The organism is Stenotrophomonas maltophilia group sp. Smal12 (assembly GCF_037079935.1).
Lineage (GTDB): Bacteria > Pseudomonadota > Gammaproteobacteria > Xanthomonadales > Xanthomonadaceae > Stenotrophomonas > Stenotrophomonas sepilia.
In genome coordinates, this window is record NZ_JBAWUK010000005.1 from 66,306 (window position 1) to 84,775 (window position 18,470).

Consider the following 18,470-nt stretch of genomic DNA (forward strand, 5'->3'; position numbering starts at 1 on the left):
CCATGCATGGCAGCGCCGGGCCATGCCCGGCGGATATCCATCAGCGGGCGGCGGCCTTCAACCACGGCGGCGACAGCATCAGCAGCCGCGCATGCACCGGGCAATCCTCGGCGTGCGCACCGGGCAGGTAGCCCAGGCTCATCAGGAATTCGCCGGTGATCTCGCCGCCGGTGAAGCGGAAGGTCTTCTTGAACAGCTTCACCCAGTCGGCCTTGCTGCGCGGGTGGTGCGCATCCAGCCACGCCGCGAAGCTGCCATGGCTGGCCCGCAGCTGCTGGATCACCTGCGCGTTGTGGATCGCCGCCAGTACCTTCAGCCGGTTGCGGATGATGCCCGCGTCCGACAGCAGGCGCTCGATGTCCTGTTCGGCATACGCGGCCACGCGGTCGACATCGAAGCCGTCGTAGGCCGCGCGGAAGCCCTCGCGCTTCTTCAGGATCGTTTCCCAGCTCAGGCCGGCCTGGTTGATTTCCAGCACCAGCCGCTCGAACAGCTCGCGCTCGTCACGCTGCGGGAAGCCGTACTCGTTGGCGTGGTAATAGTCGTGCACCGGATGGCCCGGGGCGATGAGGCAGTAGCCGCTCATGGGGAAGGCTCGTTGGAATCGGATTCGGATTCGGGATCGATGGCCACCGCAGGGTGCCCGCCGATGGACAGCATCGGCCAGCGCGGTGGAATGAGCGTGAGTCTGCCGTCACGCAGGGCCTGGTTGATCGTCTCGGCCTGGCCGCTGACGGTGCCGAACAGCGCACCGGCCCGGCGCCACTGCGAATCCTTGCCACGTGCGTACAGTACGCAGTCCGGTCCACGGTGGGTGTTCAGCTCGCACAGCAGCACCTCGCCGGTACCATCGCCGTCCAGGTCGCGATGCACGATCAGGCAGTCGCGCTCGCTCTGGGCGCAGGATTCGCCATTGATCGATCGGGTGGCCAGAGCTTTCCACCAGTCGTCCGGTGGCGAACTGGATCCCTTGGCCAGCTTCAGCGCGCGCTGAAGCGCGGCGACGTCCTGCGGCCCCTTGTCGAGGCGATGGCCGTCGTCCCAGCGTGAGGTGCGTGCCAGTGCTGCAGCGATCACCTGTGGCGCGTTGGCATCAGCGGTGATGGCCGGATCGCGCTGCAGTTCGCGCAGCGCCTGCACGCCACGGCGCCCCAGATCGAAGCGCAGCACGTTGACGTCGCTGCTGGTGATCGCCGGCGGGTCCACGCGCAGCCGCTCCAGTTGGCTGGACAGGGTCAGCCGCACCGGGTCCAGCAGGGGCGAGTTGCCCAGCAGGGCCAGTGCCAGCACCGCCCAGCACATCCAGCGGTTGACTGGCTCCAGCATCTGCAGCCAGCGGCGCTGCCGGCGCAGCACCGCCAGCGCGTAGCCCACGGCATAGCCGGCCGTGGCCAATGCGACGAGTACCGCCCAGAAGCGATCCAGGGTCCAGCCGTACTGCGCCACGCGCAGGCCCAATGCATACAGTGCCAGCGCGGCGTAGACCGGCAGTGTCAGCAGGCTGGCTTCGACCAGCCTGCGCAGCACCAGAGGGTAGGAGACACCGTCTTCCCCCTGCTGGTAGACCGCATTGGTGAACGTCACCAGCAGCAGCGACACCACCACCAGCAGGCTGGCGGCCGAACGGGTCTTCCACAGCGGTTCCAGCCCGGTAAGCGGCAGGCTCAGCACGAACAATACGGCGATGAACGACAGCAGCGGCAGCAGCCCACGGCAGATCGCGAACAGCACCTGGCGGGTGATCTGGATCGCGCGGTGCTGGGTGCGCCCGATCAGCACGCCGAACCCGGCCAGGCTGCCGGTGGCCAGTGCGATGAAAGCGTCCTGCCGGAACAGGTCGCGGAAGACATTCACGTCCAGCAGTTGGAACAGCGCTGCCCACAGCCACAGCAGCAGCCAGGTCAGCCCGGTGAACAGCGCCGCCAAAGCGAGGGTCAAACCGTTCTGCCAGGCGCGCTCGAACAACTCGGGGTAGCTGGCGCGCCAGTGCCCATGCTGCAGCTGGAACTGCCACCAGGGCAGGGCCACGAACACCGCCACGCCCATGCCCAGGGTCAACGGAAACTGCAGCGCGCCCGATTCCAGTGCGGTCTCGCCATTGAGGTTCCAGCCGATCCAGGCGGCCAGCGCCAGCACCACCGCCGAGCCGAGCGCGGCCTGCAGCCACAGGCGGCGCTGGCCCAGCTCGACCAGGCTCAGCGCCACCGCGCTGGGAATGGCCAGCACCCAGGCGTACCAGCAGTAGCGCCAGCCGATATCGCGGAACGGCCAGGCATCGGACAGCTCCTGCGCGGCGTACAGCATCAGGCCCTGCAGCAGGGCGATCAGGACGATGGCGCTGCGTGCCGGCAGGGTCAGGGGCGATGAAGATGGCATCAATGACCTTCCGTGGCAAAGCACCATCCTAGCCCATCGCGGTTCGGCGCCATCGCGCGACCATCCCGCCCCCAGCAGGTAGAATGGGCCCATGCCTGTAATGCCGACCTCCCTTGCCGATCACCTGCTCGTCGCGCTGCCGTCGCTGCTCGACGCGACCTTTGCCCGCAGCGTCGCGCTGATCTGCCAGCACGACGAGAACGGGGCGATGGGCGTGCTGGTCAACCAGCCTTCCGAATACACGCTGGGTGAAGTGCTCGCGCAGATGGACATCACCACCGGTGATGGCGAGCTGCAGGCGCGCATGGTGCTCAATGGCGGTCCGGTGCATCCCGAACGCGGCTTCGTCATCCATGACGACGCGCGCGCGTGGGATTCCAGCCTGACCGTGGGCCACGGCCTGTACCTGACCACCTCGCGCGACATCCTCGAAGCGATGGCGCGTGGCGAAGGCCCGGCCAATGCGGTGGTCACCCTCGGCTGTGCCGGCTGGGGCGCAGGGCAGCTGGAAAGCGAGCTGTCCGAGAACAGCTGGCTGACCGTGCCGGCCGATGCCGAGCTGGTGTTCCAGCTGCCGCTGGAGCAGCGCTGGCAGGGAGCGGCTTCGCGCATCGGCGTGGACCTGTTCCGGCTGACCGACTACAGCGGCCATGTCTGAGCCCATCACGCCCGCCCCGGTTCCTGCTGCGCCGGCGATCCGCCGTGACGGCACCGTTCTGGGTTTTGATGTTGGCTCGCGACGCATCGGCGTGGCCATCGGCAGTGCTTTCGCCGCGCATGCGCGCGCGGTGGCCGTGGTCGATGTGCACGGCAACGGCCCGGACTGGACCGCGATCGAACGCCTGCTCAAGGAATGGAAGCCCGACGGCCTGGTGGTCGGCGACCCGCTGACCCTGGACGGCCAGGACCAGCCCAACCGCAAGCGTGCGCAGGGCTTTGCCCGCCAGCTGCGGGAACGCTTCAAGCTGCCGGTGGTGATGATCGACGAGCGTTCCAGCTCGGTCGAGGCGGCCCGCCGTTTCGCCGTCGAGCGCGCCGAAGGGCGCAAGCGTCGCCGTGATGCGGCCGCCCTCGACGCCGTGGCCGCGGCGGTGATCATCGACCGCTGGCTGTCGTCCCCCGACGACGCCACCCCCATTCCCTGACTGCACGACTCCCGCCATGACTGCCCAGCAAATCGATGCCTCCGGACGCCTGCGCCACCTGCTGACCCTGGAGGGCCTGCCGCGCGAAACCCTGCTGCAGCTGCTCGATCGGGCAGGGCAGATCCGCGACGCCGCAGTCGGCCGTGTCGGCAACAAGCGCCACGTGCTGGCCGGTTCGGCGGTGTGCACGCTGTTCTTCGAGCCGTCCACGCGCACCCGCAGCTCGTTCCAGCTGGCCGCGCAGCGCCTCGGGGCCGATGTGCTGAACTTCGATGCCTCGACCTCGTCCACGCGCAAGGGCGAAACCGCCTGCGACACGCTGCGCAACCTGGAAGCGATGGGCGTGCGCGGCTTCGTGGTGCGACACCCCGATGACGGCGCCGTGGCCGCGCTGGCCGAGGCGGCGGGCGAGGGCACCGCACTGATCAACGCCGGCGACGGCCGCAGCGCGCACCCGACCCAGGGCCTGCTGGACATGCTGACCCTGCGCCAGGCCAAGGGCCCGGATTTCTCGAAGCTGAAGGTGGTGATCGTCGGCGACGTGAAGCACTCGCGCGTGGCGCGCACCGACCTGCACGCGCTGCGCACGCTGGGCGTGGGCGAGATCCGCGTGTGCGGCCCGCAGTCGCTGCTGCCGGACGACGAGACCCTGAAGGGTTGCGTGGTCGGCGATGATTTCGACGCGATGCTGGAAGGCGTCGACGCGCTGATGATGCTGCGCCTGCAGCGCGAGCGCATGGAAGAAGGCCTGGTGCCGTCGCTGGAGCAGTACCACGCGCAGTACGGCCTGACCCGCGCGCGCCTGGCGCGTGCCGGCAAGGACGCTGCGGTACTGCACCCGGGCCCGATCAACCGCGGCGTGGAAGTGACCGACGACGTGGCCGATGGCCCGCAATCGTGGGTGCTGCGCCAGGTCGCCAACGGGGTCGCCGTGCGCATGGCCGTACTGGAAACCTTGCTGGGCTGACCACTTTGGTGGGTGCCGACCGTTGGTCGGCACTGAACCATCAGTGCGGTGAAGTGCGGGCCTGGCCATTGAATGGTTTCGGGCCTACCTGTATTGACGTGTTGCCCGATAGAAGAGAGATACCGGCAGGCGCACGCTTGGGCCCATGAACCGCGCACGCCTACGCCTTGGCCGCCATTCCCGGATCGGGCAATCCTACATCCTGACCACCGTCACCCAGGAACGTCGACGCTACTTCGATGATGCCACTGCGGCACAGGAGGTGATGGATGTGTTCCGTCGCATTGATGATGATGGCCTGACGCACTCACTTGCCTATGTGGTCATGCCGGACCACATCCATTGGCTTGTTGAGATCCGTGCGTTCTCGCTGGACTACATCATGCAACGCTTCAAATCGAGCAGTGCATTGCGGATCAACCGCATGCTGGGCAAGACAGGACCATTTTGGCAATCGAGCTATCACGATCACGCCATTCGTTCTGAAGAATCACTGTTTCGCCATGCGATGTACATCGTCGCCAACCCGGTCAGGGCGAACTTGGCGAGCTGCGTGGGAGAGTATCCGTATGCCTGGTGCCGATGGGAGATTGATGGGAGTTACCAAGCAATGGATTACCCCGAAGCGGAGAGATAGTGCCGACCAACGGTCGGCACCCACCAATACCCAAGCCGACCAACGGTAGGTATCCACCAACAGATGTTTCCCAGCAGAAGCTGCGGTTCAGCGCTTCTGCGCGAACAGCCATGCCCACATTGCCGGGTCCGCGTAGGTGGCGTCCCAGGCATTGTGGTTGCCTTCGGGGTACTCGGTGTAGCGCACGTCACGCGCGTTGGCGTTCTGGAATGCGGCGTGCAGCCGGCGGTCGTCATCCGGCGGCACCACGTCATCCAGCGCACCATGGAAGATCCAGATCGGTGTGTGCCGAAGCCGCTTGGCGATCACGGCATAAGGATCGGATTCCTGGGCCACCTCTTCGACGAATAGGGTCGGACGCACCGCGCGCGGCGCCAGCACTGCGCCGCATACTGGCACGATCGCGGCGAAGCGCCCGGGTTGATCCAGCGCGATGTTCCAGCTGCCATAGCCGCCCATCGACATCCCGGTCAGGTACTGCCGCGAGGGATCGGCACCGAACTCGGCGATGGTGGCGTCCAGGGCGGCCAGCGCAACGCGGTTGTTGCGCCCGCTCCATTCCTGGCGGCCCGGCACCTGCGGGAATACGGCCAACGCGGGGAAGTCGGCCGCGTGCCTGCGCAGGTGCGGCCCCAGCCCGGCATGGGTCTGCTTGACGCCGTCGCCGCCACGCTCGCCGGATCCATGCAGGAACAGCACCACCGGCAGTGCGCCAGGCGTGCGCGCCGCGGCTGCCGGAATGAACACCTGGTAATAGGCGGTACGGCCATCCACTTTCACCGCACGCGATTCGAAGCGGCCACGTGTGCTGTCCGGGTGCGAGGCGCAGCCGGCCATCATCAGGATCGCCAGCATCGGCAGCCAGCGCATCATCGTACGGACCATCGACGTTCCCGGAGCGGTGGGTTCAGCCGCATCCTAGTCCGCCGCAGGTCAACGCGGCATCATGGGCCGCATCACTGCGGGCGCGGGAAGCTGGCGATGATATCCAGCTGTTCCTGGGCTTCGGCATTGCCGCTGGCGGCGGCGGCCTGCACCTGCGCCATGTCCGGGTGCAGCACCACCAGCAACGGGTTTTCGCAGACCGGGCAGTCGTACTCGGTGGCGTCCTCGTCCAGCTCCATCTCCATGGCACGCGAGCTGCCCTTCCATTCGCAGGCTGGGCAGGTGTGCTGCTGGTCGCGCCAGCCGGGCTGGAAATAGTTTTCGATCGTTGTTGCCATGAGGGTCCAGTTGGAATCGGGTCAGAGCCCCGCGCTGCGGGGATCCGACCCTGGGTCTTGGTGTGCGTCGGAGCTCCGCGTTGCGGGGATCCGGCCCGGCAGGGATCAATGCAGCAGCACCAGCGTGGCCAGGCCGAGGAAGGTGAAGAAGCCCATCGAGTCGGTCACGGCAGTCAGGAAGATGCCACTGGCCAGCGCCGGGTCGAAGCCGAAGCGTTTCAGGGTCAGCGGCACCAGCACGCCGGCCAGTGCCGCGAACAGCAGGTTGCAGGTCAGCGCGATGGCGATCACCGCCGACAGCCCGGGCGAGTGGAACCAGACCAGCACGATCAGCCCCAGGATCGAGCCGAGCAGCAGGCCGTTGAGCGCGGCCACCCGCACTTCCTTCCACAGCAGCGTGCGCGCGTTGGAGGCGCCCACCTGGCCCAACGCCAGGCCACGCACCATCAGCGCCAGCACCTGGGTGCCGGCATTGCCGCCCAGGCCGGCCACGATCGGCATCAGCACCGCCAGCGCCACCAGCTTGTCGATCGTGCCCTCGAAGTGGCCGACCACGCTGGAGGCCAGGAAGGCCGTGCACAGGTTGATCGACAGCCACATCAGGCGGCGGCGCATGGCGCGCCAGACCGGGCTGAACAGGTCCTCGTCCTCGTCCAGGCCGGCGGCGCCCAGCGCCTGGTGCTCGGCCTGGCCGCGGATGATGTCGACCACGTCATCGATGGTGATGCGGCCAACGAGGATGTTGTTCTCGTCCACTACCGGCGCGGAGATCCAGTCATGGTCGGAGAACTGCCGTGCCACTTCCTGGTCGCTCTCGCCGACGTCGATGGCCGGCTGCTCGTCGTCGATCAGGCGGTTGATCGGGGTGGTGTCCTCATGGGTCACCAGTGCCGCCAGCGACACCCGGCCGAGATACTGGTGCCGCCGGCTGACCACGAACAGGTGGTCGGTGTGGTCCGGCAATTCGCCGCGCAGGCGCAGGTAGCGCAGCACCACGTCGACGTTGACGTCGGCGCGCACGGTCACCACGTCCGGGTTCATCAGGCGGCCGGCGCTGTCCTCGGGATAGGACAGCACCTGTTCCAGCCGCTCGCGGTTCTCGCGGTCCATCGACTTGAGGACTTCATCGATGACCGTATCCGGCAGGTCTTCGACCAGGTCGGCCAGATCGTCGATGTCCAGGTCTTCGACCGCGGCGATGATCTCGTCCGGGTCCATGTCCGCGAGCAGGCTTTCGCGCACGTCTTCGCCGACGTGGACCAGCACCTCGCCGTCGTCTTCAGGATCGACCAGGCCCCACACCACCTCGCGCTTGCCCGGCGGCAGCGATTCAAGCAGGTTGCCGATCTCGGCCGGGGCCAGGGTGTTGACCAGGCGACGTACCGGGCCCAGCCGGCCGCTGTCCAGTGCATCGGACAGCATCCGCAGTTGGCGCGCAGTCTTGTCGTGGCGTACAGCTTCAGCCATCGCAGCTCCCGCGGGATAAGAAAAGCCGCGATCCCGGCAAGGATGCGGCAACAGGGGTGTTCAGCGCGTCATTATCGCAAGGCGATGTTTCAGCGCATAGCCGCCGGATGGCACCACCCTTGGCGCTCAGGCCGTTTCCGCCACCAGCGCCAGCCAGCGTTCGATGGCGCGGCGGTCGCGCGCGGCCAGTAGTTTCGGTGCACGGGCGCGCAGTGCGCCCAGGTCAGCGTCGCGTATCGCGCGGCGTACCTCCAGCAACGTACCGGGGTGCAGGCTGAACTCGCTCAGGCCCAGCGCCAGCAGCAGCGGGGTCATCCGGGCATCACCGGCCATCTCGCCGCAGACCGCCACCGGGACGCGGTGACGCGCGCCGGTCTCGATCACCATCTGCAGCAGCCGCAGCACGGCCGGGTGCAACGGTGAATACAACTCGCCCAGCGCCTCGTTGTTGCGGTCGGCAGCCAGCAGGTACTGCACCAGATCGTTGGTGCCGATCGACAGGAAATCGACCAGGTCGATGAAGCTCTCCAGCGCCAGCGCAGCGGCGGGGACTTCGATCATCGCGCCCAGCGGTACATGGTCGGACACCATGTGGCCTTCGCCGCGCAGCTGTTCGGTCAGTTTGAGCATGCGCCGGCGCACGGCCAGCAGCTCCTCGCGGGTGCTGACCATCGGCACCAGCACGCGCAGCTTGCCGTACGCAGACGCGCGCAGGATCGCGCGCAGCTGGGTGTCGGCCACCTTCGGCCGTGCCAGCGACAGGCGCACTCCGCGCAGGCCGAGTGCAGGGTTCTCTTCGTTGCTCAGGGTCAGGCCGGTACGGTCGGCCTTGTCCGCGCCCAGGTCCAGCGTGCGTATGGTGACCGGGCGCCCGCTCATGCCCAGCGCGGCATCGCGGTAGGTCTGGAACTGCTCTTCTTCGTCCGGCAGCTCATTGCGCTGCAGGAACAGGAATTCGGTGCGGTACAGGCCGAGCCCCTGCGCGCCCAGTGCATGTGCCTGGGTCACGTCTTCCAGTGATTCGGCATTGGCCAGCAGGGCAATGTCGACCTGGTCGCGGGTACGACTGGGCTTGCTGCGCAGGCGGCCGAGCTCGCGCTGCTCGCGCGCGTGCTCCTTCAGCCGGACGCGGTAGTCCCGCAGGTTGTCGGCCTGCGGGTTGACGGTGATGCTGCCGTCGGCGCCATCGATGATCAGCACATCGCCATCGGCGATGCGGCTGAGCAGCTGCGGCACGTTGACGATCAGGGGCAGGTGCAGGCTGCGCGCCAGGATCGCGCTGTGCGACAGGGCGCTGCCGGCGGCCGTGACGATGCCGACCACGCCCTGTGCCTGCAGCTGCGCCAGCTCGGAGGGCGCGATGTTGTCGCAGACCAGGATCTCGCCGGCCAGGCCTTTCACCGCCGACGGCCGTTCGGGTTGCAGGAAGGCGTGGATGCGCCCGATCACATGGTCGAGATCGTCCATGCGGCTCTTCAGATAGGCATCGTCCATGCCATCGAAGACCTTGGCCAGGCGGTCGCGCTGCAGGCGCAAGGCATAGCCGGCGCTGTACGGGCCGCTGCGGATCAGCTCGTCCAGGCCGTGCAGCAGCTCGGGGTCGTCCAGCAGCAGCGCGTGCAGGTCGAGGAACTCGCCCACTTCCTGGTTCAGGGCGCCATGCAGGCGCTGGCGCAGCTCGTGCATTTCCGTACGCGCGGCATCCAGCGCCCGGTGCAGGCGCGCCAGTTCGGCCTCGACCTGGTGGGCGGCCACGCGCTGCTCGGCCACCTCCAGCGCATGCGGGAGCCGCACGCGTGCCCGGCCCATCGCCGTTCCGCGCGCGGCGCCGTGGCCGGCCAGCAGCTGTACCGGCCGTTGGCCGGAAGGGACCTGGCTGGCGCGTGCGCGCGGCACGCTCAGCTGTCCTCGTCGAAGCGGCGTTCGAACAGGCCGACCACCGCTTCCATCGCGGCGGCTTCGTCCTCGCCGTTGATGCGCACGGTGACCGGGGTGCCCTGGCCGGCGGCCAGCAGCATCACGCCCATGATGCTCTTGGCGTTGATCTCACGGCCCTTGGCGGCCATGGTCACGTTGCAGCGGAATGGTGCCAGGGTCTGCACCAGCTTGGCGGTGGCCCGGGCATGCAGGCCCAGGCGGTTGCTGACGGTGAGTTCTCGTTCAAGCATCGTCGACTATCGCTCCATTGCGGGTACCCGCCGCGGCTGTGGCGGGCAGTTGATCCAGTCCCTGTTCCGGATAATTCATCACCCGCAGCAACATCGGCAGGCTCAGCGCCGATACCCGGCGAACCGGGGTCCCCAGCCGGGCCAGCTGCCCGGCAAGGTTGGCGGGGCTGGCGCCGTACAGGTCGGTCAGGATCAGCACGCCGTCACCTCCATCGACCCGCCGCAAAGCGGCCGAGGCGAGCGGGAGCAGGGCGTCCAGGTCTGCGTCGAACGGTACTTCGAAAGCTTCGGTTTTCAGCGGCAACTGCCGCAGGAGCCGGGTCGCCACGTCAAGCAGGGCGGTCCCGACCCCGGGATGTGTTACGAGGAGAATGCCACAGGTCATTACTGCACGTTAACAGGTCAAGGTGAATCGGCGATAGCAGCAGATGAGGGGTACTGTGTCCCGTATTCAGTGTTGCTCGGGTCGGGGCCCTTTTTCATTGAAAAAGGGATCCGACCCCATGCGTTTTTCGATGCCTGGCAGCGATTCATCCACGCATGGCGTGGATCTACCGTGTCGACCAAGGTCGACACCTACCCACACCGCCCTGCCATCCCACGGAATGCCGCTTTTGCTGTTGCTGTTGCTGTTGCCGGCCAGCGGCCGGCACTACCAACGGGTGCCGGGCGCAGCCCGGCCGACCACCCTCAATCCTGTTCGCGGTGGTAGGTGGCCACGTCCTGCCAGCCCATCTCGCGGGCGTGCCGGGCCATGCGCTCGGCCAGGAACACCGAGCGGTGCTTGCCGCCGGTGCAGCCGAACGCCACGGTCACGTAGCTGCGGGTGCCATCCCCCAGTTTCGGCAGCCAGGTATCCAGGAAATCCATCAGCTGGGCCAGGTAACGCTGCACGTCGGGCTGCGCTTCCAGATAGTCGCGCACGCCCGGCTCGCGGCCGCTCAGCGCGCGCAGGTCCGGGTCCCAGTGTGGATTGGGCAGCACCCGCGCATCGAACACGAAGTCCGCCTCGGCCGGTACGCCGCGCTTGTAGGCGAATGATTCGAACAGCAGCGACAGGCCGGTGGCATGGTCCATCGCGAACTCGGTGATGATCCGCCGCCGCAGCTGGTGCACGTTGAGGGTACTGGTATCGATCACCGCATCGACCTCGCGGCGCAACGGTGCGGTCAGCTCGCGCTCGCGGGCGATCGCTTCGGGCAGCGACAGGCCCAGCTGGCTCAGCGGATGGCGACGGCGGGTGTCGGCGTAGCGCTTGAGCACCGTTTCGTCGCTGGCCTCGAAGAACAGTACCTTCACTTCCACGCCGGCGTCGGTGGCCAGCTGCCGCCAGTCGCCCAGCTGGCTCAGGTCGGCCTGGCCGCGGACATCGATGCCTACGGCCAGGCGGCGCGGTGCGCTGCCGTCGTGGTTGGCCAGCAGGCTGCGCACGAAGTCCGGCAGCAGGTGGATCGGCAGGTTGTCCGAGCAGTAGTAGTCCTGGTCCTCGAAGGTCTTCAGGGCGACGGATTTACCCGAGCCGGACAGGCCGCTGACGATGATCAGGGTCGGGGCGGTGGGGATTGCGGTGCTCATGGACAGGCTCTTCGAGGGGCAGGAGGATCAGGGTGTTCGCCGTTCCAGCAGGTTGCTGTGGCGGGCGATGAACATGGCCGCCGGATCAATGCCCTTGGTGCGCAGGATGTGCAGGCGGGTGGCGGCTTCGGTGAGCACGGCCAGGTTGCGGCCAGGCATCACCGGCAGGGTGATCAGCGGAACGTCCAGGTCCAGCACATGGCGGGTGCCCGAGTCGCCGGTCAGACGCTCGTAGCCATGCGGGGTGGGTTCGGTCATCGGCTTGGTCAGGTGGACGATCAGCCGAAGGTACTTGTTCTTCTTTACAGCCGTGTCGCCGAACATCTCGCGCACGTTCAGCACGCCCAGGCCGCGCACTTCCAGCAGGTCCTGCAGCAGTTCGGGGCAGGTGCCGTCGAGTACATCCGGGGCGATCTGGGTGAACTCGGGGGCGTCGTCGGCGACCAGGCGGTGACCACGGCTGAGCAGCTCCAGTGCCAGTTCGCTCTTGCCCGACCCGGCCTCGCCGGTGATCAGCACGCCAATGGAATAGATCTCCATGAACACGCCGTGCAGGATCACCCTCGGTGCGAGCGTGCGCGCCAGGTGGTAGGACAGGTGGTTGAGCAGTTCGTGGCCGCGCTTGGGCGACAGCCACAGCGGCGTGCCGGATTCATCGGCGGCGGCGCGCAGGTCTTCCGGGCAGGCCTGGTTGCGGGTCAGCACCAGCGCAAGCGGGTGCGACTGCATGATCTTTTCGATGGTCTCCCAGCGCTGGCGCGGTTCCAGCGCATCCAGCCAGGACAGTTCCTCGGTGCCCAGGATCTGCACCTTGTTGGGATAGATGGCGTTGAGGTAGCCGGCCAGCGAGGGACGCCGCGAGACGGTATTGCCGGCCTCCAGCTCGCGCTTCTCACCGGATTTGCCGGCGGCCCAGCGCAGCCCCAGCCGCTCGCGCTGCTGTTCGAACAGTTCACGGGCGGTGATGCTGGTATTCATGCGGCGCTCGCAGGTGGGGTCATGTCCAGCGCCTCGCGCAGGGCCCGGGCATCGCCGGCCTCACGCAGGGCCTGGCGGATATCCGGCGCGGAAAACAGCTCGGCCAGCTCGGACAGCAGCATCAGGTGCTGGTGGGTATAGTGGGCCGGGACGGCCATCGCGAACACCAGGTCCACCGGCTCATCGCCGCCGAAGTCGACCGGGCTCGCCAGACGCAGCAGGGCGCCACGGGGGCGGTCCAGGGTCGGCGCGCGGCCGTGGGGGATGGCGATACCGTGGCCGATCGCGGTGCTGCCCAGGGCTTCGCGCTGGCACAGGTTCAGATAGATCTGTTCGGCATTGGCCTGGCGGCAGGCCAGCAACCCGGCGGCGGCCTGCAGGACGCTGTCGCGGTCGGTGGCCGCGCAGAGCTGGGTCTGCACGGCCGCCAGGAGGTCAGTCAGGGGCATGTCTGCGGGGAACGGTGGCGATCAGCCACCATTGTCACCCACCGGCAGCGGTGCGTGCTGCTGTTTTTTCTCCTTGTGCTTGATGACCAGGCGGTCAAGCTTGTCCGCAAGCAGGTCGATCGCGGCATACATGGTCTGGCCGCCGGCCTCGGCGTGCAGGGTCTGCCCCGGGATGTTGAGGCTGGCGTCGACGTGGTGTTCGGTCTTCTGCAGCTTGAGGGTCACCCGCGCTTCGCAGTGCTGGTCGAAGTGTTTTCCGATCCGGGCCAGCTTCTCCTCCACATAGGACTGCAGGGCCGGGGTGACTTCGACGTCTTTGCCAAACGTTTCGATGCGCATCGGGTTTCTCCTGTGTTCGGATGTGCCAATGAACCTCTCCGCCGGGCGCGGCGGTGCGTCAAGCGATTCTGACCCTTTCGTGCGAGGCGGAGATGTTCATGGCTTCACGATACTTCGCCACGGTGCGTCGCGCTACTGGAATTCCCGACGATTTGAGCAGGTCAGCCAGCTTGGCGTCAGAAAGCGGCTTGCGCGGGTTTTCGTCGTCGATCAGGCGCCGGATCATCGCCTGGATGGCGGTGCTGGACGCCTCGCCACCGCCTTCGGTATCGATGCCCGAGGCGAAGAAGGCACGCAGCGGCAACGTGCCGCGCGGTGTGCGCACATGCTTGCGGGCGATCGCGCGCGACACCGTCGACTCGTGCAGGCCCAGTTCGGCGGCGATCTCGCGCAGGGTCAGCGGACGCAGCGCCTGTTCGCCGAACTCGAGGAAACCGGCCTGCTGCAGGATCAGGCTGCGCACCACCCGCAGCAGGGTTTCACCGCGCTGCTGCAGGCCCTTCAGCAGCCAGCGCGCCTCCTGCAGCTGGCCACGCAGGTAGCCGGCGTCGGCCTCGCCACAGCGGCGGATCAGCTGTTCGTAGCCACGGTGGATCACCACCTTCGGCCCGGCATGGGCGGCCAGCGCCGCGCGCCAGATGCCGTTCTGCCGCCACACCACCACGTCGGGCACCACGTAGGTATCCTGCGAAAGCGGCGCGATCTGGGTCCCCGGACGCGGGTCCAGCGAGCGCAGCAGGGCGACCGCTGTCTCGACCTCGTCCAGCGGCTGTTTCAGTTCATGGGCCAGACCGGCGACGCCACTGCGTGGCAGTCGTTCCAGCGGGCCTGCGGCAATCTGCCGCGCCAGCGCCAGGCCCGCGGTGTCGCCAGGCAACAGATCCAGCTGCAGCTGCAGGCATTCGCCGAGCGTGCGCGCGGCAACGCCGACCGGGTCGAAGCGCTGGATGCGATGCAGCACCGCAAGGATTTCATCCTCATCGGCATGAACCGACGGCAGCAGGGTTTCGGCGATGGTGGCCAGCGGTTCGCGCAGGTAACCGTCGTCGTCCAACGCATCGATCAGCGCAGCGCCGATGCTGCGGTCGTGCATGGAAAGATGCGACAGGTGCAGCTGCCACAGCAGGTGGTCGGCCAGCGTCTCGGTTTCGGCCACGCGCTCGGCGGCGCTGCCGGCGTCATCATCATCGTCGAAGCTGCCGCCACTGCCGGCAGCGCTCCAGTCGAGCTCGGCCGGTGCCCAGTCGTCGCCATTGTCGGTGCGTTCGGCCGGCGTGTCGGCGTCCGTGTTGTCGCCGCCTTCATTGGCGGCACTGCTGTCGTTGCTGTCGGCCCAGTCCAGCAGCGGATTGCTTTCCACGGCCTGGGCAATTTCAAGCTCCAGCTCGGTCGTGGACATCTGCAGCAGCTTGATCGCCTGCTGCAGCTGGGGGGTGAGCACCAGCTGCTGTCCCAACGATGTCTGCAGCCGAGTCTTCATGCCTGTGCCGAATGGAAGGAAAGGGACCCAGCACCTGCGGTCACAGCTTGAAGGAATCCCCAAGGTAGACGCGACGTACGTCAGCGTTGTCCAGGATCGCCTCCGGCGAGCCCTGGGCCAGCACGGTACCCTCGGCGAGGATATACGCGCGGTCGCAGATTCCCAAGGTCTCGCGCACGTTGTGGTCGGTGATCAGCACGCCGATGCCACGCTGCTTGAGATGGGTGACGATGCGCTGGATTTCGCCCACCGAGATCGGGTCGACACCGGCAAACGGTTCGTCGAGCAGGATCAGGCGCGGCTGCGCGGCCAGTGCGCGGGCGATCTCGCAGCGACGACGTTCGCCACCGGACAGGCTGGCACCGAGCTGGTCGGCGACATGGCCCAGCTGCAGCTCGTCGAGCAGGCTGTTCAATTCGCGCTCGCGGCCGGCCGAATCCAGGTCTTCGCGCAGTTCAAGCACCAGGCGGAGGTTGTCGGCCACGGTCAGCTTGCGGAACACCGACGGCTCCTGCGGCAGGTAGCCCACGCCCTGCTTGGCACGGGTGTACATCGGGTCGCTGGTGATGTCCTTGCCGTCGAGCACGATGCTGCCTGCATCGGCGGCGACCAGGCCGACGATCATGTAGAAGCAGGTGGTCTTGCCGGCACCGTTGGGGCCGAGCAGGCCGACCACTTCACCGGCGTCGAGGGTCAGCCCGAAGTCCTTGACGACTTCGCGCTGCTTGTAGCGCTTGCGCAGGCCCTTGGCGACGAGCATTACTTCTTGCTCCCCGCCGGCTTGGCCGGCGTGCTGGCCGGAGCCGCCGCCTTGGGTGCGGCGGCCGGCTGTGCCGCCGCGTTCTTGTTCTTCGGCGGAATGACAGTGCGCACGCGGCTGCCATCGCCACCGGAGTTCATCTCCCCGGTGCGGGTGTTGTAGACCATGCGCTGGCCGGCATTGGTGCCGCGCGCGCTGGTGACCTTGTAGCTGCCGGTCAGGGTGATGATCTCGGTCTTGATGTCGTAGTCGATGCGATCAGCCACCGCGTCCATCCAGGTGCCGTCGTCGAGCTGCTGCTTCATCGTGGCCTGCTTGCCGGTGAATACCGCACGCACGGCCTCGCCGTCCTTGAGGTAGATCTCCGCTTCGGACGCGCGGATGTCCAGCGTGCCCTGGGTAACGGTTACGCCCTGCGAGAGCACGGTCTTGCCATCGCCGGTGAGCACGCCCGACTGAGCGCCCGAGTCGATGGTCATGTTCTCGTTGCGGTCGGTGGACTTGGCAAAGCCAACGCTGGGAACAAGGAGACCGAGCGCGAGTACGGCTGCAAAGGGAATCTTCATCGGGGTCCGTTCTACCGGTGGGGCCGTCCGGGAAACCGGCGGCGGGTGGGTGGGCCGCCTTCCTTGCGCCGGTCCGGGGACGTCGCAGGAGGGTGGCGGAATCAGCGTCGGGGCGTGTATCGGCCCTTGGACTGGCTGAGGAAATGATACGTGTTGTTCTTCGAATCCACCTCGAAGCCCACGCCGGACTGTTCCATGCCGGGACGGGTCATGGTGACCCGCGCATCGGTGCGGGCACGGTTCTCCTTCGGGAACACGTCCAGGTGGTCGGTGCGGAACGTGGTCGGCACCACGCCCGGATCGGCCGGACTGTCGCCAGCGACATTGCCGCGCAGCTTCATCTCGTCGCCCTTGGCGCTGAGCCAGCCGGTCTCGGCGCGCAGGGTCCAGTGCTTGCCATCCTTGTCCGGCATCTCGAACAGTGGGGTGGCGATGTTGATGGTCTGGTCGCCGCGCTGCCGTTCCAGCCGCGGTGCGCGCAGGGTGGTCGATTCCTTGCCCTGCTCATCCAGTGCGACGATCTGGAAGTCGTGCAGGATGTAGTCCACGCCGGCGTCCTGGCCGGCAGTGGCCGGGCCCTTGTCACGGTTGCGCAGGGCGGCCCAGCTGCTGAGCAGGGCCGCCAGCAGCAGGCCGATGCCGAGCACGGTGCGCCAGTTCAGGGTGGGCAGGTTCATGCGCCGAACCTCGCCAGGACCGCGTCCACATGGCCTTGGGCGGCCAGCAGGATGTCGCACAGTTCACGGGCGGCGCCACGTCCGCCATCGGCGCGGGTCTGCCAGTGCACGCGCTCGGCGATCCACGGGTGGGCGTTGGCTGGCGCCACCGCCAGGCCGACCGCGCCCAGCGGCGCCAGGTCCGGCAGGTCGTCGCCCATGAAGGCCACCTGCTCCAGGCCGATGCCATGCTGCGCACACAGCGCCTGCACGCTGGCCAGCTTGTCGCCCACGGCGATCTGGGTGTCGATGCCGAGGTCGGCGCCGCGCTTGAGCGCGGACTGGCTGTTGCGCGCGGTGATCAGCACGGGATGGATGCCGTGCTGCTGCAGCAGTTTCAGGCCCAGACCGTCCTGCACGAAGTACGCCTTGCTCTCGTTGCCGTCCTTGTCGTAGTACAGCCGACCGTCGGTGAGGGTACCGTCCACGTCGAAGCAGGCCAGGCGGACGCGGGCCGCAGCGGCATGCAGGTGGGCGGGGAACGCGGGCAGCGGGGACCAGGGCATCAGGCGATCAGGCTCGGTGGGGGCGTGTGGGGCATTACAGACTGAATGGGGTCTACGGACTGTCGGTTAAACCACCCGGGCCCGCAACAGGTCATGAATGTTCAGGGCGCCGACCGCACGGCCCTGGCCATCGACCACGATCAGGCCGTTGATTTTCTGGGTCTCCATCTGCCGCGCGGCCTCTACGGCCAGCTGGTCGGCACCGATGGTGCGCGGGTTGCGGGTCATCACATCGGCGATCTTCGCGGTGCGCACGTCCAGCGCGCTGTCCAGCGCCCGGCGCAGGTCGCCGTCGGTGAACAGGCCGATCAGCACGCCATCGGCGTCGACCACGGCGGTCATGCCGAGCCGCTTGCGGCTCATTTCCACCAGCGCCTCGCTGAGGCTGGCATCGGCGCTCACGCTGGGCAGGTCCTCGCCGGTATGCATGACATCGGTGATGTGCAGCAGCAGGCGACGGCCGAGGCTGCCGGCCGGGTGCGAGCGGGCGAAGTCGTCGGCGGTGAAGCCGCGTGCGTCAAGCAGGGCCACGGCCAGCGCATCGCCCATCGCCAGCGAGGCGGTGGTGCTGGAGGTCGGCGCCAGCGCCAGCGGGCAGGCCTCGGCCGGCACGCTTACATCCAGGTGGATGTCGGCGGCGGTGGCCAGGCTCGACTGCGGGCGGCCGGTCATGGAAATCAGCACGTTGCCCTGGCGCTTGAGCACCGGCAGCAGCATCAGCACCTCATCGGACTCGCCCGAATAGGACAGGGCCAGCACCACGTCGGCTTCGGTGATCATGCCCAGGTCGCCGTGGCCGGCTTCGCCGGGATGCACGTAGAACGCCGGTGTGCCGGTGGAGGCCAGGGTGGCGGCGATCTTGCGGGCAATGTGGCCGGACTTGCCCATGCCGGTGGCGACCACCCGGCCGCGGCTGGCCAGGATCGCCTCGCAGGCCTGCTGGAAGGCCTCGCCAAGGCGGTCGGCGACGGCATCCAGCGCCTGCCGCTCGATCTCGAACACGCGGCGGCCACTGGCGACCAGGCCGGCAGGGTCGACGGAACGGGGGGGCAACAGGGATTCGGCCATGCGGATGCCACGCAGCGGAAGTAGAATGGAGGCACATTTTATTAGGAAAG

Annotated in this window: 22 protein-coding genes; 4 read left to right on the forward strand and 18 right to left on the reverse strand. The window is 67.6% G+C overall.

Going from position 1 to position 18,470, the window contains the following annotated elements; all coding sequences use genetic code 11:
* Nucleotides 1-40 precede the first annotated feature (40 nt).
* On the reverse strand, nucleotides 41-586 hold the full coding sequence (locus tag WDC87_RS03575; RefSeq protein ID WP_072168202.1) for a DNA-3-methyladenine glycosylase I: 546 nt from the start codon (nucleotides 584-586) through the stop codon (nucleotides 41-43).
* Complete coding sequence (locus WDC87_RS03580) at nucleotides 583-2,376, reverse strand: DUF4153 domain-containing protein (protein WP_072168201.1); 1,794 nt, start codon at nucleotides 2,374-2,376, stop codon at nucleotides 583-585. Before WDC87_RS03580 ends, WDC87_RS03575 begins: the two co-directional genes overlap by 4 nt.
* 91 nt (nucleotides 2,377-2,467) lie before the next feature.
* Between WDC87_RS03580 and WDC87_RS03585 the strand changes: the two genes are divergently transcribed.
* The 4 genes from WDC87_RS03585 to WDC87_RS03600 all read left to right on the forward strand — a co-directional run bounded on the left by WDC87_RS03585 (nucleotide 2,468) and on the right by WDC87_RS03600 (nucleotide 5,125).
* Nucleotides 2,468-3,034, forward strand: coding sequence for a YqgE/AlgH family protein (locus tag WDC87_RS03585; protein ID WP_072168200.1), 567 nt, complete (start codon nucleotides 2,468-2,470; stop codon nucleotides 3,032-3,034).
* A complete protein-coding gene (ruvX, locus tag WDC87_RS03590) occupies nucleotides 3,027-3,521 on the forward strand; it encodes a Holliday junction resolvase RuvX (protein ID WP_049410643.1) in 495 nt (164 codons plus the stop codon). The genes WDC87_RS03585 and ruvX overlap by 8 nt, the downstream gene beginning before the upstream one ends.
* 16 nt (nucleotides 3,522-3,537) lie before the next feature.
* The gene (locus WDC87_RS03595; RefSeq protein WP_072168199.1) at nucleotides 3,538-4,488 is read left to right on the forward strand and encodes an aspartate carbamoyltransferase catalytic subunit; all 951 of its coding nucleotides are present in this window, start codon (nucleotides 3,538-3,540) and stop codon (nucleotides 4,486-4,488) included.
* 145 nt (nucleotides 4,489-4,633) lie between these two features.
* Nucleotides 4,634-5,125, forward strand: a complete 492-nt coding sequence (locus tag WDC87_RS03600) for a transposase (protein ID WP_072168198.1) — start codon at nucleotides 4,634-4,636, stop codon at nucleotides 5,123-5,125.
* An 87-nt stretch (nucleotides 5,126-5,212) separates the two neighbouring features.
* Here WDC87_RS03600 and WDC87_RS03605 read toward each other — a convergent pair whose 3' ends face one another.
* The 16 genes from WDC87_RS03605 to WDC87_RS03680 form a co-directional block, all read right to left on the reverse strand.
* Complete coding sequence (locus WDC87_RS03605; RefSeq protein ID WP_088497784.1) at nucleotides 5,213-6,010, reverse strand: prolyl oligopeptidase family serine peptidase; 798 nt, start codon at nucleotides 6,008-6,010, stop codon at nucleotides 5,213-5,215.
* A 71-nt stretch (nucleotides 6,011-6,081) separates the two neighbouring features.
* Nucleotides 6,082-6,348 (reverse strand): hypothetical protein, encoded by a 267-nt coding sequence (locus WDC87_RS03610; RefSeq protein WP_061479786.1) that lies wholly within the window; start codon nucleotides 6,346-6,348, stop codon nucleotides 6,082-6,084.
* Between the two features lie 105 nt (nucleotides 6,349-6,453).
* The gene (gene mgtE, locus WDC87_RS03615; RefSeq protein WP_049410631.1) at nucleotides 6,454-7,815 is read right to left on the reverse strand and encodes a magnesium transporter; all 1,362 of its coding nucleotides are present in this window, start codon (nucleotides 7,813-7,815) and stop codon (nucleotides 6,454-6,456) included.
* A 126-nt stretch (nucleotides 7,816-7,941) separates the two neighbouring features.
* Nucleotides 7,942-9,711 (reverse strand): phosphoenolpyruvate--protein phosphotransferase, encoded by a 1,770-nt coding sequence (gene ptsP / locus WDC87_RS03620; RefSeq protein ID WP_072168195.1) that lies wholly within the window; start codon nucleotides 9,709-9,711, stop codon nucleotides 7,942-7,944.
* Nucleotides 9,712-9,713: 2 nt separating this feature from the next.
* A complete protein-coding gene (locus tag WDC87_RS03625; protein ID WP_005408385.1) occupies nucleotides 9,714-9,983 on the reverse strand; it encodes an HPr family phosphocarrier protein in 270 nt (89 codons plus the stop codon).
* Entirely contained in the window at nucleotides 9,976-10,368 is a 393-nt protein-coding gene (locus WDC87_RS03630; RefSeq protein WP_005408386.1) for a hypothetical protein, read from the reverse strand. The genes WDC87_RS03625 and WDC87_RS03630 overlap by 8 nt, the downstream gene beginning before the upstream one ends.
* A 305-nt stretch (nucleotides 10,369-10,673) precedes the next feature.
* Nucleotides 10,674-11,558: an RNase adapter RapZ gene (gene rapZ, locus WDC87_RS03635; protein WP_252744680.1), complete on the reverse strand. Its 885-nt coding sequence runs from the start codon at nucleotides 11,556-11,558 to the stop codon at nucleotides 10,674-10,676.
* Between the two features lie 27 nt (nucleotides 11,559-11,585).
* Nucleotides 11,586-12,536, reverse strand: a complete 951-nt coding sequence (gene hprK, locus WDC87_RS03640) for an HPr(Ser) kinase/phosphatase (RefSeq protein WP_005408388.1) — start codon at nucleotides 12,534-12,536, stop codon at nucleotides 11,586-11,588.
* Nucleotides 12,533-12,985: a PTS sugar transporter subunit IIA gene (locus tag WDC87_RS03645; RefSeq protein ID WP_072168192.1), complete on the reverse strand. Its 453-nt coding sequence runs from the start codon at nucleotides 12,983-12,985 to the stop codon at nucleotides 12,533-12,535. The genes hprK and WDC87_RS03645 overlap by 4 nt, the downstream gene beginning before the upstream one ends.
* Nucleotides 12,986-13,006: 21 nt before the next feature.
* Complete coding sequence (gene raiA, locus WDC87_RS03650; RefSeq protein ID WP_005415556.1) at nucleotides 13,007-13,324, reverse strand: ribosome-associated translation inhibitor RaiA; 318 nt, start codon at nucleotides 13,322-13,324, stop codon at nucleotides 13,007-13,009.
* Nucleotides 13,325-13,382: 58 nt separating this feature from the next.
* Entirely contained in the window at nucleotides 13,383-14,804 is a 1,422-nt protein-coding gene (locus WDC87_RS03655; RefSeq protein WP_072168191.1) for an RNA polymerase factor sigma-54, read from the reverse strand.
* Nucleotides 14,805-14,844: 40 nt separating this feature from the next.
* Nucleotides 14,845-15,564, reverse strand: a complete 720-nt coding sequence (lptB, locus tag WDC87_RS03660; RefSeq protein ID WP_005415558.1) for an LPS export ABC transporter ATP-binding protein — start codon at nucleotides 15,562-15,564, stop codon at nucleotides 14,845-14,847.
* A complete protein-coding gene (lptA, locus tag WDC87_RS03665; RefSeq protein WP_088497781.1) occupies nucleotides 15,564-16,130 on the reverse strand; it encodes a lipopolysaccharide transport periplasmic protein LptA in 567 nt (188 codons plus the stop codon). Before lptA ends, lptB begins: the two co-directional genes overlap by 1 nt.
* A gap of 101 nt (nucleotides 16,131-16,231) precedes the next feature.
* On the reverse strand, nucleotides 16,232-16,807 hold the full coding sequence (lptC, locus tag WDC87_RS03670; protein ID WP_005415560.1) for an LPS export ABC transporter periplasmic protein LptC: 576 nt from the start codon (nucleotides 16,805-16,807) through the stop codon (nucleotides 16,232-16,234).
* Nucleotides 16,804-17,352, reverse strand: a complete 549-nt coding sequence (locus WDC87_RS03675; RefSeq protein WP_049415164.1) for an HAD hydrolase family protein — start codon at nucleotides 17,350-17,352, stop codon at nucleotides 16,804-16,806. Before WDC87_RS03675 ends, lptC begins: the two co-directional genes overlap by 4 nt.
* Nucleotides 17,353-17,418: 66 nt before the next feature.
* On the reverse strand, nucleotides 17,419-18,420 hold the full coding sequence (locus WDC87_RS03680) for a KpsF/GutQ family sugar-phosphate isomerase (RefSeq protein WP_061479792.1): 1,002 nt from the start codon (nucleotides 18,418-18,420) through the stop codon (nucleotides 17,419-17,421).
* Nucleotides 18,421-18,470 lie beyond the last annotated feature (50 nt).